The following is a 17811-nucleotide window of genomic DNA, read 5'->3' as shown; positions in this document are numbered from 1 at the left end:
GTCACGCTCCCTGGGCGGCGTCGAACCCGGGTGGCAGCTGCTCGCCGGCCAGCCGCAGCCGCTGGCTGAGCATCGGCGAGAGCGGGCGCGGCACGTGCCGGCCGCGGACGATCCGGTCCGCGCCGACCGGGGCGGCCTCGAAGAGCGAGACCTCGTGCAGCAGGTACTCCTCGCGGCGCCGGGACTCCAGGCTGACCACCGCGGAGATGCGGCGGCTGCCGTCGGGGCCGCGGTCGAGCTGGACGATCACGTCGACGGCGTTGTTGACCTGCTCCTGGACGGCCTGGAACGGGATCTCCAGGTCGCTCATCGACGCCAGCGTCTCGAGGCGGCTGAGCGCGTCGGCCGGGGAGTTGGCGTGCACGGTGGTCAGCGAGCCCTCGTGGCCGGTGTTCATCGCGGAGAGCATGTCCATGGTCTCGCCGCCGCGGACCTCGCCGACGACGATCCGGTCCGGCCGCATCCGGAGGCTGTTGCGGACCAGGTCGCGGATCGTGACCTGGCCGCGGCCCTCGATGTTGGCCGGGCGGGACTCGAGCCGGATCACGTGCTTCTGCTGCAGCGAGAGCTCGGCGGCGTCCTCGATGGTGACGATCCGCTCGTGCTCGGGGATCGCCGCGGAGAGCGCGTTGAGCAGCGTGGTCTTGCCCGAGCCGGTGCCGCCGGAGACGACGATGTTGAGCTTCGCCCGCACGCACGAGGCGAGGAACGCCGCGGTCTCCTCGTCGAGGGTGTCACGGACGACCAGCTCGCTCATCGTGAACGCGCGCGGGAACTTCCGGATCGTCACCACCGGGCCGTCGAGGGCCAGCGGCGGCAGGATCACGTTGACCCGCTCGCCGGTGTGCAGCCGGGCGTCGACCATCGGGCTGGACTCGTCGACGCGGCGGTTCACCGTCGAGACGATCCGGTCGATGGTCTGCATCAGCTGGTCGACCGAGACGAACCGGGTGGGGGAGAGCTCGAGGCGGCCCAGCCGCTCGACGAAGATGGTGTCCGGGCCGTTGATCATGATCTCGGTGACGGCCTCGTCGGCGAGCAGCGGCTCGAGCACGCCGAGGCCCAGGGTCTCCGCGACGACGCGGCGGATCAGCGTGGTCCGCTCCCGGCTGGAGAGCAGCGGGCCCTCCCGGGCCACCAGGTGCGTCATCACCCGCTCGAGCCGGGCCCGGCGCTGGGTGAGGTCGAGCTTGGAGAGCTCGGTCAGGTCGATCTCGTCGAGCAGCTTCTCGCGGAACGTGCTGACCAGGATCTCGTCGGCGCCGTTGTCGAGGTCCTGGCGGGTGTCCCGGCCGGCCGGGGCCTTGACCTCGCCCCCGACCACGTCGGCGGCGCTGAACTGCGCGCGCTTCACGGCATCACCGCGTCCCGGGACACCAGCAGGTCGGTGCCCGGGAGCAGGTCGGGGAGGTTGGTGGTGACGCGCACCCCGGTGCCGCCGTGGAAGGTGCTCACGGTGTGCGGCAGCCAGTCGGGCATCGCGTCCGCGGCGGCGGCCGACGGGTCCTCGCCCAGCGACGCCGCCCGGGCGGCCTGGCGGGCCGCGGTCTGGGTGGCGGTGATGCCGTAGAACGCGAAGCCGCAGTAGAGCAGCACCAGCGTCACCAGCAGGAACACCGGCGCGATCCCGGCCACCTCGAGGGTGGACGTGCCGCGCTGGTCACCGCGCCGCGGCGAGCGGGGGAGAGGTGCGTGAGGCTCAGGACGGCTCATCGACGACCCCCACCTTCGTGTCGAAGTCCCAGCCCGCGGCGGTGAAGCCGGGCACCAGGATCGGCAGGTCGGTGTGCACCCGCACGCTGCTGCCGCCCTGCGAGACCGTCATCGACTGCGCGAAGAAGCCGGGCACCGCGTCCAGGGCGGTGTGTACGTCGTCGCCGACGGCCGCGGCCCGGGCGGCCTCGTCGGCCACGTGGCCGGTGAGGGCCAGCGAGGCGATGGTCAGCCCGACCTGCCACAGCAGCAGCACCAGCAGCATCAGCACCGGCAGGACCCCGACGAACTCGAGGCTGGCCTGGCCGCTCTCGCCGACGGCGGCGGCCCGGCGCGAGCCGCGTCCGCCGCGGGCGCGCTCGCGGCGCTGCCGGCGGGCGGCAGGGGCGGCCACGTCGTGCTGGGCGATCATCCCGACCTCACGGGCCAGCGCGTTCACGCCGTTCCACCACGAGCGGTCCTTGACCTCGTCGGGGGTGCGGTAGTTCAGCCCCGGCTCCAGCCGCTTGAACGCGGCCGGCAGGTGGGTGCGGCAGGGCGGGGTGGGGATCAGCCGCGGCACCGACTCGGGCTGGATGTCGGCGACCTTGCTGACCCGGTTGAGCACCACCCGGGTGGTCTCGGGCTTGCGCACCCCGACCCGGCCCCAGGCGTCCAGGGTGCGGTGCACGCCGCGCAGCGAGAGCACGTCGGGGTTGGTGACCAGCAGCACCTCGTCGGCGATCTCGACGGCGGCCGCGGTGACGGGGGTGACGTGCGAGCCGGCGTCGACGACGACGAGGTCGAACTGCCGCCGGATCGCGCCGACGATCAGCCGGGCCTCGCGGTCCCCGACGCTGCCGATGTCCTCGACGCTGCCCGGCGCCAGCAGCACCGCCACCCCGCTCGGGTCGCGGTGGATCGCCGAGCTGACCGTGGAGGGCCCGAGGTCGTCCGCGACCTTGGCCAGGTCGCTGATGTCGAGCCGGTGGGTGACCCCGAGCAGGTTGCCGAGGTCGCCCTTCTCGACGTCGAGGTCCACCAGGCACACGCTCTTGCCGGGCACCGCGCGGACGTACTCGTGGGCCAGGTGGGCGGCCAGCGTGCTGGTGCCGACGCCGCCCTTGGAGCCGGCGACCACGAACACCCGGCCGCGGCCGGCGTCCTGGGCCAGGTCCGAGGGCGAGCTGAGGTGGCGCCGCATCTGCGCCGACCACTGCGCGGCGGCGGCCAGCCGGGCCTGCAGGTCCTCGAGGCTGGCCGGGTGCTGCAGGACGCCGCGGGCGCCGGCGTCCATGGCCTCGGTGAACACCTCCGGGGTGATCTCCTCGGCCATCACCAGGATCGCCGAGCCGGGCCGGCGCATCGCCAGGTCGCGGACCAGCTGCAGCACCGGGGTGGGCCCGATGCCGGCGTGCACCAGCACGATGTCGGGGTCGCGGCGCAGGACCGACTCCTCGAGCCGGTCCGAGGAGTCGGCGACGTCGTCGACGGCGAAACCGTCGACCTCGCTGACCAGCGAGCGGATCTCGTAGGCCACGACCTGGTCGCTGGCCCCGATGATGACGTTGGGGCTCATCGGGCCCTCCCTTCGGAGATGACGGTGCGGTCGCTGACCGAGCTGAGCTCCTCGGTGCGGTCCTCGGTCTGGATGCCCGGCGGCAGCCCGACCAGCCGCACGGCCACCGCGAACGAGTCCGCGTAGGTCACCTTCAGGGCGTCCTCGGGCTCGAGCGCCACCGTGACCGGCAGGATCTGCTGCTCGCGCAGCGCGCCCTCACCGGTCTCGCGGCTGCGGGTCTGCCGGCCACCGACCGAGACCACCCGGACGTTCTGCACCAGCACCGACGACGTACCGCCGCCGTTCTCCCGGGCGAACACGGCGTAGATGTCGACGAAGTCGCCGGTGGCCACCCGCCCGGCGATGCCGGTGACGGCGTCGACCTGGATGGCGATCTCCCGCTCGTTGTCGTTGAGCTCCGAGGGCGGCAGCAGCATGTCGGAGCCGATCAGGGTGCCCTTCGCGACCGTGAAGCCGACCCGCTGGCCGGAGAGCTGGGCGCCCTCGCGCAGCGTCCGCGGCGGCACGTAGCGCTGCGGGATCTGCACGGCCACGACGTTCGCGGAGCTGAGCTCGCGGTAGGCCGGGATGTTGGTCGCCGCCTTGTAGACCGTGACCAGCGGCGCGACCTGGGAGTTCACGTTGCCCACGTAGCGGGCCACCATGAAGAACACCACCAGGGCACCGAGCCCGGCGAGCAGGATGAACAGCACGCCACGGCGCTGTCTGGGGTTCACGCTTGAGCTCCTTGCAGGTCGTCGTCGGAGTTCTCGGGGGCCGGTATGCCGGCGGCCGGGTCCGACCGGTCCGGCTCCGGCCGGGTGCCGGGCGCGTCCGGCGGGGCGACCCTCACCATCCGGCAGTAGGGGCACACCGGGCGGTGGTGCCGGCGACCGCACCCGGGGCACTCGCGGCTCGCCTCCGAGTCGGCTGCCACGGCCGGGTCTGCGGCGGCGCGCGACCCGGTGGCGCCGGCCTCGTCGAGGTCGCCGGGCAGCACGACCAGCTCCACGCAGGCGGAGACCCCGAAGGCGTCGCGCGGATCGCGCCAGCTCGGGTAGTCGATCCGGCTGGTGGCGCCTACGGCCTGCATCGCGGCCGGCACCACCCAGGCCGGCGCGCCGCTGTCGGCCACCATCAGGACGCCTCCGGGCGGGGCGTCCTGGGTGTCGGGAAGCGTGGTGCCGCGGCAGGGCACCACGCGGGCGTCGTCGCCGTGGACGGCGAGGAACCCGGGGCCGCCGAACCAGCTGCGGACGTGCTGGCCCAGCGAGGGCGCCGGGGTGCTCAGCCTGCTCACCGAGGGCAGCCAGACCGCCGACCAGATCTGCTCGCGCAGCGTGTCCAGGGTGCGCAGCTGGGCGGCGGGGTCCGGCTCCCCGGCGGCTCCCGCGGATCGGCTCGGGTCGTTGACCAGGGTGGCCACCGCGGCGACCGCCAGCGGGCTGCCGGCCATCGGCTCCAGCACCGTGGTCACGTGCGGGAGGGCGAGGCTGACCAGGGCGAGCTGTCGGCGGATCTCGGCCGCGTCGTCGAGGCCGCAGAGGACGAGCAGCGTGTCGCCGTCACCGGCCAGCCGGCCGATCGCGTCCTGCACGGCGTCGGGATGGCGGACGTCGGCGACCGGTACGCCCTCGTGGGTGCCGGACACGCCGAGGTCGGGGCGCAGTCGGCCGATGATGAGGACCTGTTGGCCCACGACATCCTCCCAGGATGCGATCGCGGGGAGGTGTGGCGGGCAGGCCCGAGACTGCAGCCGATCCGTCCCCCGGTCGGAAATGTCAGGAATGTAGCACCTGCGGCTAGCATCCCTCTAGTCCGAACGGGACGGCAGGCGTGCACCGAGTAGCCCGCTTAGACTACCCGTGCTCTAGACCGGTCGACTTGGGGGATGGTCCCGTGCCACGCACCTCGCACATCCGCGCCACCGCATCGGGTCGGGCCGGCGCCGCGCCGGCAGGCTCTGCCGGCGGCCGCGCCGCGAGCTGCCTCCTCGTCGCGGCGCTCGTGCTGCTGCTCACCGCCTTCCCCGGCGGGCCGGCAGCCGGCTCCGGCGGCGCGGCCTTCGCCGCCTCCGGGGTCACCGCGGCTGCCGGAAGCGGCGGGGACGGCCAGATGGTCCTGGTCCTCGACGCCTCCGGCTCCATGAAGGAGCCCGCAGGCGACGGCCGCACCCGCTTCGCGGCCGCCGTGACCGCGCTCAAGGAGGTCGTCCGGGCGCTCCCGGCCGACCTCGACGTCGGGCTGCGGGTCTACGGCTCGAAGATCTCCGACGGCCCGGGCTCCTGCAAGGACTCCGAGCTCGTCGTCCCGGTCGGCCCCAAGGACGCCGGCGCCCTCAACAAGGCGCTGGACCGGGCGAAGCCGCTGGGCAACACCCCGATCGCGTTCAGCCTCCAGGAGGCCGCCGAGGACCTGCCGGCCGAGGGCTCCCGCAGCATCGTGCTGGTCTCGGACGGCGAGGAGTCCTGCGGCGGGGACCCCTGCCGGGTGGCGCGCGACCTCTCCCAGCAGGGGCTCGACCTGCACGTGGACGTGGTCGGCTTCCAGGTGGACCAGGCGGCCCGCAACCAGCTCACCTGCATCGCCCAGGCCGGGCGCGGCACCTTCTACGACGCCCCCGACGCCACGTCGCTGGTCAACCAGCTCAGTCGGCTCTCCCAGCGGGCGGCCCGCGCCTACGAGCCGGCCGGCATCCCGGTCGAGGGCACCGACACCGCGGACGGCGCGCCGCTGCTCGAGCCGGGGGAGTACCTCGACACCCTCGGGGACGGCACCGGCACCGAGACCTACCGCGTCGAGCCGGCCGAGGGCAGCACCGTCCACCTCGGGGCCACCGTCCGGCCGACGTCCAAGGGCAACGCCGACCTGGAGCAGCTGACGGTCGCGGTCGCCGCCGCCGACGGCACCGAGTGCGCCGACGAGTCGGAGAGCAGCCAGGGCGCCTTCGACGAGCTCAGCCCGCTGTCCACGGTGCTCAGCATCTCCGGGGACGATCTGGCCGGGTGCGGCGCGGCGCCGTACGCCGTGGCCGTGAGCCGCGAGGCGAACGGCTCGGTCACGCCGCTGGAGCTCACCTACGTCCTCGAGCCCGAGGTCCAGGATCCCGACGCCCTGCCCGCCGCGGTCGAGGACGGCTCCTACGACGTCCGCAACCGCACGCAGGGCAAGGCGGTGCCGGCGTTCGGGGCCCCCGCCTTCGCCGCCGCTCCCCAGCTCGAGCCCGGTGTCTACGCCGACTCGATCCTCGAGGGCGAGGCGCTCTACTACGGGGTCGCGCTCGACTGGGGCCAGCAGCTGGTCTGCGACATCACCTACCGGACGACGCCGGCCACCGACGCGGCGATCAACGCCAGCAGCATCAACGGCAAGATCCGGATGCACGGCCCGCTCGGCGACAAGTTCTACGACGCGGCCTTCAACGAGACCGACAGCGACACCTACGACGGCTCCACGCCGATCACCGTCCACTACGCCACCCCGCCGGTGCGCTACCACAACCGCGACGGCTCCCTCGGGGTGATCCCGGCCGCGCTGCCGGGCACCTACTACTGCGGCGCCTTCCTCAGCGGCGCGGGCGACTACCCCGAGCTCAGCGAGGTGCCGATCACGGTCACCCTCGACGTCGTCGGCAAGGCCGGCGAGGGCGCGCCGACCTACACCGACGGCACCTCCTCGCCGAGCGCGTCGCCCAGCTCCGCGGCGAGCCAGGGACCGACGGGCTCCGACGGGGACCCGGCGGCGGCGCCGGCGGACGACGGCTCCGGCGGCTTCCCGCTGTGGGGCTGGCTCCTCGTCGTGCTCGTGGTCCTCGGCGCTGCGCTCGCGCTGCTCTCCCGGCGGAGCCCGCGCCGCTCCTGATCCGCCCGGCCGGGACCTCCGGCCCGCCGGGGGGTGACCAGCAGCCCGTCCGGTGTGCGAGGTTCCGCGCCACGATGAGGGCGGAGCCGAAGGAGATGAGCGCGATGCTGGTGCGCGAGGTGATGACCACCCCGGCGGTCACGGTGACGGCCGAGACGTCCGTGCGGGCCGCCGTACGCCTGCTCGACGAGCACAAGATCACCTCGATGCCGGTCCTGGACCGTCGCGGCAGGCTGGTCGGCGTGGTCAGCGAGGCGGACCTGGTGCGCGAGGTGCTGCGCCCGGACCCCCGCACCCGGATGCTGCCGCCGGACCGGGCCGGCACCCCGGCCGCCAGCCGCGTCGAGGACGTGATGAGCACGCTGCCGGTGACCGTGCACCCCGACGACGACCTCGCGCGCGCGGTCGACCTGCTCACCTCGACCGCGGTCAAGAGCGTGCCGGTCGTCGCCGGCGACGCGGTCGTCGGCGTGCTCAGCCGGCGTGACGTGGTGCACCTGCTGGCCCGCACCGACGACCGGATCGAGGCCGAGGTGGTCGAGCTGTTCCGCAGCGACGGCGTCGACTGGCTGGCCGACGTGGAGGACGGCACGGTGCTGGTGAAGGGCCCGGCCAGCGAGGCCGAGCGCCGGCTCGCCACCGCACTGGCCGGCTCGGTGGCCGGCGTGGTCGCGGTGCGCGTCGAGTGAGCGGCTACGTCCGGCTCGAGGACCTCGGCGGCGCCCTGGGCGAGCTGCCCGAGCGACCTCGCGTGGTGGTCGGCGGCAACGCCTCGACGCCGTGGTCGCTGCTGCGCCGCTTCGACGACGTCGTGGACCGCTACGTGCTGCACCTGCTCAACGCGCACCCCGGGGTGCCGGACCGCGAGGGCGTGCTGCTCGAGACCTCCTTCGTCGGCGCCGGGGTACGCCGCTCGCCGCGGCTCGCCTACGTGCCGGCCCGGCTCTCGCTGGTGCCGCTGCTGTTCACCTCGACGCTGCCGCCCGACGTGGTGCTGGTGCGGACCTCGGCGCCCTACGACGGCAAGGTGTCGCTGGGCCCGGAGGTGAACATCCTGCCCGCGGCGATCGAGGCGGTGCGGGCCGGTGGCGGACAGGTCGTCGCCCAGGTGGACCCCGCCGTGCCCTACGTCTACGGCGACGGCGAGCTGGCGCTCGAGGTGTTCGACGTGCTGGTGGAGGCCAGCGACCCGCTCGGCACGCCGGCACCGACCCCGTCCGACGACGTCACCGCGCTGATCGCGGACCGGGTCGCCGCCCGGATCTGCGACGGTGCGACGCTGCAGCTCGGGATCGGGGCGGTCCCCGACGCGGTGCTCGCCGGTCTGCGCGACCGGACCCGGCTCCGGGTCTGGTCGGAGATGGTCAGCGACGGGATCCTGGCGCTCGAGCGGCGCGGCTGCCTGGACGCGCAGCGGCCGCTGACGGCGTCGTTCCTGCTCGGCTCGGAGGAGCTCTACCGGTGGGCGCACCTGAACCCCCGGTTGCGGCTGCTGCGCACCGAGACCGTCAACGATCCCGGGCTGATCGCCCGCAACCCGCGGATGGTGTCGGTCAACACCGCACTCCAGGTGGACCTCTACGGTCAGGTCAACGCCTCGCGGGTCCACGGCCGCATCCACAGCGGCTTCGGGGGGCAGACCGACTTCGTCGTCGGGGCGCTGCACGCGGAGGGCGGCCAGGCGTTGATCGCGCTGCGGTCCTGGCATCCCCGCGCCGACGTCTCCACGATCGTGCCGATGATCGAGGAGCCGGTGACCTCCTTCCAGGCCTCGGCAGTGGTGACCGAGCAGGGCGTGGCGGCGCTGTTCGGGCACACGCAGGAGGCGCAGGCACGCCATCTCGTCGACCGTGCCGCCCACCCCGACGTGCGCGACGAGCTCGAAGAGGAAGGCCGGGCGCTCGGGCTGTTCCGCTGACCGCCGCCGTTCCCGCCGAGGGCCCCGCCGCAAAATTCGAGCCGTTCAGACCCTGGCAATCCGGCGAATCCGGGCGCACAGTATGGGGGCGCACGCTGCAACGGGACGCGTGCACACCAAGGACAAGGGAAGTGCCGTGAGTCTCACGTCGCTCACCGGGTTCCGCCACGAGGTGGCGTTCTACCGGGGGATGCAAGATCTGGCCGACCAGGTGCTGCCGTTCGTGCGCGAGGGCGTGCAGCGGCGTGAGCCGGTGCTCGTCGCGATGCTGCCCGAGCGGCTCGACGTCCTCGAGCGGGCGCTCGGCGACGACGCGCTGCGGGTCGACTTCGTGGACATGTCGGAGCTCGGCGCGAACCCGGCCTGCATCATCCCGGAGTGGCGCCGCTTCCTCGAGGACAACGAGGGCACCGGCCAGGTCCGGGGGGTCGGCGAGCCGGTGTGGCCGGGCCGCCGGCAGGTCGAGCTGGCGGAGGCGCAGCTGCACGAGGGGCTGCTGAACCTCGCCTTCGACGGCGGCCCGGCCTGGCGGCTGCTGTGCCCCTACGACCTCACCGCGCTGCCGGTCGAGGTGGTCGAGGAGGCCCGGCGCAGCCACCCGGTGGTGCACCCGGAGACCGTGCGCGCCACGACGTACGCCGGGGACCACCACGCCGTGCAGATCTTCAGCAGCCCGCTGACCCCGCACCCCGAGGACGCCACCGTGGTGGCGTTCGGACCCGGCGACCTGGCCGTGATGCGCAAGGTGGTGCGCCGGGTGTGCGAGGCCGGGCGACTCGGCGGCGACACCGCCGACGACCTCGTGCTGGCCGCCCACGAGCTGGTCGCGAACAGTGTCCGGCACGGCGGCGGCGCCGGCGTCCTGCGGATCTGGGACGAGCCCGGGGCTCTGGTCGTCGAGGTCCAGGACACCGGCCGGATCGACGACCCGCTGGTGGGCCGCGGCCTGGTCGACCTCGCGGAGGAGGCCGGCCGCGGGATCTGGATGGCCAACCAGCTCTGCGACCTGGTGCAGGTGCGGTCAGGGGAGTTCGGGACCCAGGTCAGGCTCTACAGCTGGCTGTGACCGGCGCCCGAGCCGTCCCCCGGTCAGGCCGGAGGCTGACGAACTCGTCGGGTGAGAGCTCGCGGCGCACCAGGAACTCGGCAGCGGTGCTCAGCTTGACGCCCGAGTTGCGAGCGTACTGACGCAACGCGTGGAAGGCCGCGTCCATGTCCACGCCGCCGTACTCCGCGAGCACCCCCTTGGCCTGCTCGATGAGGATCCGGGAGTTCAGCGCGGTCTGCAGCTGCTCGGCGAGCATGGAGGCGCGGTGCAGCGAGCGCTGCTGGAGGATGCCGATCGTCGCCACGTCGGCCAGGGCCTGGGCGATGCGCTGCTCCTCGGGCCCGAGCGGGGGCCGGCCGGCGTTGAAGAGGTTGAGGCTGCCGATGGTCTCGCTGCGCAGTCGCATCGGCAGCGCGTGCACCGACGCGAAGCCGTACTCCTCGGCGGCGGGGGCGAACAGGGGCCAGCGGTCGTGCATCTCCTCGAGTGCGGGGACGGTGACCACCGAGCCGGTGTGCACGCAGTCCAGGCACGGACCCTCCTGGTTCTGCAGCTGGAAGAGCTCGAGCAGCCGGGTCGCCTCGCTGGAGGAGGCCACCGGGCTGAGGTGACCGCGTTGGTCGATCAGCAGCAGACCGGCGGCGCTCACGTCGAGGAGCTCCACGACGCTCTCGACGAGCCGGTCGAGCAGCTCGAGCAGGTCGAAGTCGTCCACCAGGGTGTCGGCCAGGGTCACGAACCGCTGGGCCAGCATCGTGTCTCGGCTCACCCGGCCCTCGTCCCCGTTCCCGTAGCTGTTGCTCACAGATCCTCCTTGAAGAAGCGGCGTCGGCCCTGGACCACGTCCGTCGCCAGGTCGGCCACCGACACCCCCTCTGCGTAGGCGTGGGCCCGCATCCGGACCAGCGCCTCCTCGATCGAACTACCCGTCTGGGTCATCACCATTCCGGCCGCCTGGTGCACCGTCATGGGGTACGTCGTCTCGGCGACGGGATCGAGCGACTCGGCGCCCAGCAGCCGGGCGCCGATCGCGTCGACCGTCCGCAGGCCACTGGCGAGCTGGTCGTTGGTCAACGGGCCGGGCTTGTTGCGGTAGAGGTCGACGGTGCCCAGTGCGATCGCGCCGGTCCTGATCGGGAAGGCGAACACGGCGCGCACCCCGACCTTCCGCGCCTCCGACATGAAGACCGGCCAGCGGCCGGAAACGCCTTCGGCCGGGTCGTTGAGGTCGGAGACGAGGATCGGCGTGCCGGCGAGCGATGCCTCCACGCACGGCCCCTCGCCCAGCGTGAACTGCAGGTCCTCGATCGCCCGGGAGACCGGGTCGGTGGCGTGCAGCAGGACCGGGACCCCGTCCGAGGAGAGGACCGACACGCCGCCGCCGTCGACCGAGGTGTCCCTCACGCAGGTGGCGCACAGCTGCCCGATCCGCGTGTCGACCGCGCGACCGGCGCCGTCCGAGGGACTGCCCGTGAGATCCACGATCCACCTACTTAGGAGGGTGCCGACGACGGCAGGAGGTCGGGCCTTGACTGGGTTCCCACTCTACTCCGGCGCGGGGCTGGACAGGGTTTTCCCGGCGAGGATCTCCGGTCTATGCTGGGCCTGCAGACAAATCACCGCCCAGACCCCCGCGTGGTGCGTCACCGAGTGACGAGATGAGCTGGGTCATGAGCACTGATTGGTCCTACCGTAATTCCTGGCCGGGGACCCCGGCCGACGTCGGGCTCGCTCGAGCCTTCGCAGTCGGTCACCTGCAGGAGCACCTGCTGTGGCCGCTCGTGTACGACGTCCGCCTCGTGGTGAGCGAGCTGGCGAGCAACGCGGTGCAGCATGCGCGCACGGCGTTCTCGGTCACCCTCGAGCAGCGCGACGACGTGGTCACCCTCTGGGTGCGCGACGGCTCCACCGAGGAGCCGGAGAGCCGGACCTCTGACCTCCTCGCCGCGGGTGGCCGGGGACTGCCCTTGGTGTCCGCCTACACCGCGGACTGGGGGGTCGTGCCCGAGGGGACGGCCGGGAAGGCGATCTGGGCTCGGTTCGACACGGGAGCGCGCGACCCGGCCTCCGCCGGCGCGCGCCCGTCGGCGGTCAGAGCGCTCCCGGTCGGCTGACGGTCCGGAAGTTCCTGCGCGCCTGGCTGGGGTGGCGCCGGCGCTCAGCACGCCCGTCGCGGCAGGCCGAACTCGCTGTGCACGGCCGGGCTGAAGGCGACGTGGTCCGGCGCGTGCGAGGCGAGGTTCCCCAGCCCCACCGAGCGCACCAGTCCGTCGTCGAGCGCGAGCACGCTCGCGTCGTGCAACGGCCAGGGCTCGTGCGCGTTCGGCACCAGCAGGGTGCGCCCCGCCAGCCGGGTGTGCAGCCTCCACCGGGCGCTGAGGAAGTGGTCCAGCGGCGTCGGCGTACGGCGGTCCCCGACCCGGACCTCGACGTGGCTGTCGACCCGGGCACCCGGCCGGCGCAGCCGCGCGTCGTACGTGTGCCGCTCGCCGTCCGGCCCGGTGACGTGCTGGTGACGCATCCTGGCCCACCGGTAGGGCAGCGCGAGGCCGGCGCGGGCACCGGCCACCACCAGCAGCCGGTCGGTGTCGAGGCTGAGGAAGACCACGCCGCGGCGGCCGCTGCTGTCGACGGAGTAGAGCCGGACGTTGGTCTCCAGGAACGTGCCCAGCCAGGGCACCGGCCGGCCCCTGCCGAAGCCGGCGCCGACCATCCGGAACGGGACCAGCCCGACGTAGCTGCGACCCTCGAAGGTGTCGGGGGCGCAGCCGGGCGGCATCAGGTGCCGCACCCGGGCCGGGTCCACCGCCCAGTGCAGGAAGGTCAGGTCACGCCACTGCTGGCTCATCAGCACCGGTCGGGCCAGCGCCGGCGCGACCGGACCGACCGGCTCCGGCGGGGTCCACGGCTGTGCGGCGACCCGCTCGCGGGCTGATCCCGACCTGCTCACCCGACACCTCCCTGCCCGGGGTCCGGCGGACCCGCGTGCGACAGCAGCGGTTCGCCGCCGACCGGTGCTCCGGATGGGTCGGGCGGCCGGTCACCAGCGGCGACGCGCCCCGGGGGTCGAGGGGATCGGCTGCTCGGGGCCACCGTAGCCGCGGTAGCGGACCGCCTGCACGACCACGCCGAGCACGAGGACGTCGTAGGCGATCCAGACCAGGTTCACCACCGTCGGCAGCAGGTTCAGCTCACCCTGGCTCCAGCGCAGCACGCCGAGCCCGGCCGAGACCAGCAGCAGCCCGATCGCGATCAGCTGCGGGCGCACCAGCCGCCACGGCACCGCGCCGCCGTCCTGCTTGGTCTTCGGGGTGACCACGAAGCCGAGGCTGCGGCCGAACCAGACGTTGGCCACCGCGGTGGTGCAGGCCCGGATCCACAGCGGGAACAGCGCGAGGCTGTACTGCTGTCCGCGCCAGGTCTTCACCCGCCAGCCGATGAAGCCGAACAGCAGCTGGTTGGCCACCAGGAACGGGATCAGCCGGCCCATGAACTCCGAGCCGAGCGTGGTGACCGGCAGGATCCCCAACCCGAAGTAGGTGATCGGGGCGGCGATGTAGATGACCGCGGCGAAGCCGGAGAGATAGCTCCACATCGTCGCGAAGTACATCAGCTTCTGGCCGGCGCCGAGCCCCTTCTGGGTCAGCGGGTTCTCCCGCAGCAGCACCTGCAGGGTGCCCTGGGCCCAGCGCAGCCGCTGGTGCAGCATGGAGCCCATGTCCTCGGGCGCCAGGCCCTTGGCCAGCACCTGGTGGTGGTAGACGGTGCGCCAGCCGTGCGAGTGCAGCCGCATCGCGGTGGCCATGTCCTCGGTGACCGAGATCGTCGCCAGCGGCATCACCGGCTGGGCCTCGTCGGAGCGGACGACGTCGACGGCGTCGACCAGCGCCTGGACCGAGGCCAGCGCTCCCATCGGGGACCAGTCCCGGCCGGCGAGCCGGTCCAGCGCCGCGGTGTCGACCACCACGCCGCCCAGCTCGCTGTCGGTCTCGAAGGCCAGCTCGCCGATCGCGTCGAGGTCGACCTGCACCGCGGCCAGGTCGGCCGCGACCAGGTCCCGTCGGGCCCGGTCGGCCTGCTCCTGGAAGCGGAAGGTGACCTCGGCGACCGGCGTCCCCGAGCGGAGCTCGGCGAGCGCGTCGGCGGCCGCGGCCCGCAGGGCATCGATCGCCGCCACCGTCCGGGGGCCGTGCTCCTCGGCGCCGCGCCGGGCCGAGGCCAGCACCTTCTCCGCGGTGCGCAGCGCGTCCCGCACCGCCTGCTCGACCTCGCGGACGTAGCCCACGATGCCGATCTGCATCAGCGCCTCGCGGCGCAGGATCGCGTTGGAGCCGCAGAAGAACGCGGCGTTCCAGCCGTCCTTGCCCTGCTGGATCGGGCCGTAGAACAGCGGCGCCTGGCTGCCCAGCGGGTCGCCCACGTCGACGTTGTGGAACCACTGCGGCGTCTGCACCAGCGCGACCTCCGGGTCGCCGAACCAGCCGAGCGTCCGGTGCAGGATGTCCGGGCTCGGGATCTGGTCGGCGTCGAGGATCAGCAGGAACTCCGCGCTGGTCATGAACAGCGCGTTGTTGAGGTTGCCGGCCTTGGCGTGCCGCGGCTTGTCCGCCCACTCCTCGGAGCGGGTGAGGTAGCCGATGCCGGCGGCCTCGGCGGCCTCCCGCATCTCCGGCCGGGCGCCGTCGTCGAGCACCCAGGTCTCGTGCGGCCACCGGATCGCCCGGGCGGCCAGCGCGGTCTCCATCACCAGCTCGACGGGCTCGTTGTAGGTGGTGATGAAGACGTCGACGGTGGCGTCGGGATCCGGGTCGGGGGCGGGACCGCGGTCGCGCAGCCGCCACACCGTCAGGCCGAACAGGCAGGCGTCGACGAAGCTGTAGGTCTCGGCGATGATCAGCGGCACCGCGATCGGCCAGGCTGCCCAGTTCACCGACTCCAGCCAGCGCCACCCGATGTAGTTGGCGCCCAGCGACAGCGTGAGGACCACCAGCACCCGGATGACGGCCAGGCGGACCCGGCCGCGGCGGTAGGGCTGGGGCGGGACGGGGGAGGTCATCTGGGCACCACTCCGAACAGGAACCGGGTCCGGACCATGGCCCAGAGCGCGAGGAGGACGACGGTGTGCGTGAGCGTGCCGAGCCACAGCGAGGTGGTCAGCGCGGGCACGTTCGCCACGGCGACGACGAACAGGACGTGCATGACGAAGACGTAGAGGGTCGCCTGGCCCAGCGGCAGCAGGAACCAGCCGAGTGCCCGCTCGACGGGTGCCCAGAACCGGGTGAGCAGGACGTAGCCGGTCACGCTGACGCACAGCGTGGCGACGACGCGGCCGATGCCGAGGCTGGTCCGGGCGAACCATCCGTCGTAGAGGTCGCGGAACGCCGGCTCGGACAGCAGGTCGAGCCGGACGTCGTAGGCGTTGGCCAGGTAGGGGTTGCTCCACGAGAACAGCAGCAGCGCGAGCGTCAGCGCTGCCACCAGCACCAGGGTGACCCGGCCGGCCACGCCGCCCGCGGCGCGCAGCAGCGCAGGCCGGTGCCAGCCTGCCACCAGGCCGATCACGAACAGGAACTGCCAGTTGAGCAGCGGGAACGGGTTCTCGAACTGGCTCGGCAGCACCTTCACCGGGTGGACCTGCGCCACGGTGTACGCCGCGGCGCTGAGCAGCAGCAGCGGGAGCCACCAGCGCCGGAGCAGCAGGTAGGCCATCAGCGGCGCGACCAGCAGCAGCACGACGTACAGGCCGATGATGTTGACCTGCGAGGGCCCCATCCGCAGCAGCAGCACGTCGCGCAGCGCCCAGCCGGGGACCGGGAAGTCGGTGAGGCTGGAGAAGCCGGCGTACAGGTCGTAGATCCGGCCGCGTGCGCCGCCACCGGCCCCGCCGGTGCCCTGGTCGGTGAAGGTGGTGACGACCCGCGCGTCGAGGCCGGGCAGCAGTGCGAGGAGGTAGACGAGCACGATCACCGCGAGCGCGGTGGCCCAGAGCTTGAGCGCCCGGGCCCACATGCGGGTGGCGGCGTCGTACCACTCGGTGGTCCCGGTGACCCGGGGCCCGTAGACGACGCCGAGGACCACCCCGGAGAACAGCACGAACAGCTCGGCCCCCGAGACCGGGCCGATCGCCTCCTGGGTGAGCAGCTGCCACAGTGAAGGGACGGCGATGTGGTCGACGACCACGAAGCAGATCGCGATGCCGCGCAGCAGGTCGATCCGCAGGTCCCGGGTCAGCGCGCCGGCGGGGCCGGCGACCGGGTCCGGGTAGCTCCAGCGCCGCCGGCGGTGTGCGGCGGTGGCGGCGACCAAGCCGACCCCGGCGAGGCCGGCCGCGGTCGAGGTGAGCACCGCGGTGCGCCCGGCGAGCACCGTGCCGGGCCGGTCGGCGCCCGCGGCCGGGCCGTTGGTGTCGCGGTTCCCGGCCGGGCTGGGTCCCGGCGGACCGGTGGTGAGGCCGGCGGCCGCCACCAGGTCCGCGCCGAACGCGTCGGCCAGCGGCCGCGTGTGGGTGGCCCGCCAGTCGACCACCTGGCCGCGGGACTCGGCCTCCGGTCGGCGCAGCTCCTGCCAGAGCACCATCGCGATGCCCGGGTAGCGCGCGGCGACCCGGGGGTCCGCCACCTGGTCGAACCAGGCCCGCTTGAGGGCCAGCTCGGACGGGCCGCCGCTCGCCGGTGCGTAGAGCGCGGCGGTCTCCAGCACCATCGGCCGGTCGGCGCCCTGCACGAACCGTCCGTAGAAGTCGCGGCGGGCGCTGTCGCGGGAGTCGGGGTAGCCGTAGCGTCCGGCGAGCTGGTCGAGCAGCTTGTGCGGCGGCGGGAGCACGTTGGTCACGAACGGGTAGGACTCGCCCCAGTGGAACAGCGACAGGCCCACCCAGTCGACCGCAGCCGCCCCCGGCCAGTACGGGCCGTAGGGGTCGTCGCGCAGGGTCAGCCGGCCGTCGCCGTCGGTGTCGAGGGCAGGCTCGGCGGCCGGGCCGGCGTCCCGGCGGGAGGTGCGGGCCTCGGCACCGAAGGGGTAGCCGGCGCCGTACACCGGCTTCCACACCATCGCGGTCCGGTCCAGCCGCTCGTGCACCGTCCTGGAGAGCCGGGTGAACACGTCGCGGAACTCCCGCGGCTGCTGGCCCCACTCCAGCCACGAGGCGTTCATCTCCGGCATCGGTCGCACCCACGCCGGTACGTCGTCGCCGACACCGGCAGCGGCGAGCGCGTCGACCAGCTGCTCGACGGCGGCGTCGTCGAAGGAGTCGAGGGGCTGCGTGGGCAGCAGCGTCACCATCAGGGCGCCTCCCTGGGCGGTTGCCTCGTCGACGGCCACGCGCAGCGCCGCGACGTCGTCGTCGGCCAGGGGCATCGGCGCGTCGAAGCCGTAGGCCGCGGGCGCCCGCCCGAGCCGGTCGCGGTAGTCGGCCGGGGAGTCGCGCTGCCAGTCCAGGATCGCGCCGAGGTAAGGCCCCTGCTGCGGCACGGCCGGCGGATCGGCCCGGGCGGCCGAGCCCGGGGACCCGCCGGACCACGCCAGCACGCCGACGAGCAGGGCGAGCACCGCCACGACGCGGAGCCAGGCGGCGCCGGAGGCGGGGCGGGCCGACGAGGCGACGCGGGGAAGGGACATGGGCGAGTTCACCGATCGGAGCCGAGGCGAGCGGACGCAGGGCGCCGGTCGGCCCCCCGCGCGGACCAGCATAAATGCCCCGAGTCGGACGCGAGCGGGTTCCTCGTCGGTGAA

15 protein-coding genes are annotated in these 17811 nt (G+C 73.6%); 5 read left to right on the top strand and 10 right to left on the bottom strand.

Going from position 1 to position 17811, the window contains the following annotated elements:
• Position 1: 1 nt before the first annotated feature.
• Genes H9L09_RS07275 through H9L09_RS07255 form a run of 5 tightly spaced genes read right to left on the bottom strand, consistent with a single transcriptional unit; the run spans position 2 to position 4952 of the window.
• Entirely contained in the window at positions 2-1354 is a 1353-nt protein-coding gene (locus H9L09_RS07275; RefSeq protein ID WP_223164245.1) for a TadA family conjugal transfer-associated ATPase, read from the bottom strand.
• A complete protein-coding gene (locus H9L09_RS07270) occupies positions 1351-1713 on the bottom strand; it encodes a TadE/TadG family type IV pilus assembly protein (RefSeq protein ID WP_187579996.1) in 363 nt (120 codons plus the stop codon). Before H9L09_RS07270 ends, H9L09_RS07275 begins: the two co-directional genes overlap by 4 nt.
• Positions 1700-3271 (bottom strand): CpaE/TadZ family protein, encoded by a 1572-nt coding sequence (locus tag H9L09_RS07265; RefSeq protein ID WP_187579995.1) that lies wholly within the window; start codon positions 3269-3271, stop codon positions 1700-1702. The genes H9L09_RS07270 and H9L09_RS07265 overlap by 14 nt, the downstream gene beginning before the upstream one ends.
• Positions 3268-3990, bottom strand: coding sequence for a Flp pilus assembly protein CpaB (cpaB, locus tag H9L09_RS07260; RefSeq protein WP_187579994.1), 723 nt, complete (start codon positions 3988-3990; stop codon positions 3268-3270). The genes H9L09_RS07265 and cpaB overlap by 4 nt, the downstream gene beginning before the upstream one ends.
• Positions 3987-4952 carry a hypothetical protein gene (locus H9L09_RS07255; protein ID WP_187579993.1) on the bottom strand — a complete coding sequence of 322 codons (966 nt, stop codon included), beginning with the start codon at positions 4950-4952 and terminating at the stop codon, positions 3987-3989. The genes cpaB and H9L09_RS07255 overlap by 4 nt, the downstream gene beginning before the upstream one ends.
• Positions 4953-5152: 200 nt before the next feature.
• Between H9L09_RS07255 and H9L09_RS07250 the strand changes: the two genes are divergently transcribed.
• From H9L09_RS07250 to H9L09_RS07235, 4 genes are all read left to right on the top strand, one after another.
• A complete protein-coding gene (locus tag H9L09_RS07250; protein ID WP_187579992.1) occupies positions 5153-7114 on the top strand; it encodes a VWA domain-containing protein in 1962 nt (653 codons plus the stop codon).
• Between the two features lie 74 nt (positions 7115-7188).
• Positions 7189-7803 (top strand): CBS domain-containing protein, encoded by a 615-nt coding sequence (locus H9L09_RS07245; RefSeq protein ID WP_187579991.1) that lies wholly within the window; start codon positions 7189-7191, stop codon positions 7801-7803.
• The gene (locus H9L09_RS07240; RefSeq protein WP_187579990.1) at positions 7800-9032 is read left to right on the top strand and encodes an acetyl-CoA hydrolase/transferase family protein; all 1233 of its coding nucleotides are present in this window, start codon (positions 7800-7802) and stop codon (positions 9030-9032) included. Before H9L09_RS07245 ends, H9L09_RS07240 begins: the two co-directional genes overlap by 4 nt.
• A gap of 136 nt (positions 9033-9168) precedes the next feature.
• Positions 9169-10098: a sensor histidine kinase gene (locus tag H9L09_RS07235; protein ID WP_187579989.1), complete on the top strand. Its 930-nt coding sequence runs from the start codon at positions 9169-9171 to the stop codon at positions 10096-10098.
• On the opposite strand, the gene H9L09_RS07230 is transcribed toward H9L09_RS07235, so the two are convergent.
• Positions 10076-10885, bottom strand: coding sequence for a GAF and ANTAR domain-containing protein (locus H9L09_RS07230; protein WP_246456337.1), 810 nt, complete (start codon positions 10883-10885; stop codon positions 10076-10078). The two genes, H9L09_RS07235 and H9L09_RS07230, sit on opposite strands and share 23 nt — an antisense overlap.
• Positions 10882-11562, bottom strand: coding sequence for a GAF and ANTAR domain-containing protein (locus H9L09_RS07225; protein ID WP_187579988.1), 681 nt, complete (start codon positions 11560-11562; stop codon positions 10882-10884). The genes H9L09_RS07230 and H9L09_RS07225 overlap by 4 nt, the downstream gene beginning before the upstream one ends.
• Before the next feature lie 188 nt (positions 11563-11750).
• On the opposite strand from H9L09_RS07225, the gene H9L09_RS07220 reads away from it, so the two are divergent.
• Positions 11751-12194, top strand: coding sequence for an ATP-binding protein (locus H9L09_RS07220; protein ID WP_187579987.1), 444 nt, complete (start codon positions 11751-11753; stop codon positions 12192-12194).
• A 44-nt stretch (positions 12195-12238) separates the two neighbouring features.
• Here H9L09_RS07220 and H9L09_RS07215 read toward each other — a convergent pair whose 3' ends face one another.
• The 3 genes from H9L09_RS07215 to opgC all read right to left on the bottom strand — a co-directional run bounded on the left by H9L09_RS07215 (position 12239) and on the right by opgC (position 17697).
• Complete coding sequence (locus H9L09_RS07215) at positions 12239-13030, bottom strand: YqjF family protein (protein WP_246456335.1); 792 nt, start codon at positions 13028-13030, stop codon at positions 12239-12241.
• Between the two features lie 90 nt (positions 13031-13120).
• Positions 13121-15136 (bottom strand): glycosyltransferase family 2 protein, encoded by a 2016-nt coding sequence (locus H9L09_RS07210; protein WP_187579986.1) that lies wholly within the window; start codon positions 15134-15136, stop codon positions 13121-13123.
• On the bottom strand, positions 15133-17697 hold the full coding sequence (gene opgC, locus H9L09_RS07205; RefSeq protein ID WP_187579985.1) for an OpgC domain-containing protein: 2565 nt from the start codon (positions 17695-17697) through the stop codon (positions 15133-15135). Before opgC ends, H9L09_RS07210 begins: the two co-directional genes overlap by 4 nt.
• Between the last annotated feature and the right edge of the window lie 114 nt (positions 17698-17811).

Source organism: Nocardioides mesophilus (genome assembly GCF_014395785.1).
GTDB classification, from domain to species: Bacteria; Actinomycetota; Actinomycetes; order Propionibacteriales; family Nocardioidaceae; genus Nocardioides_B; species Nocardioides_B mesophilus.
This window is presented reverse-complemented; position numbering and strand designations above follow the sequence as displayed.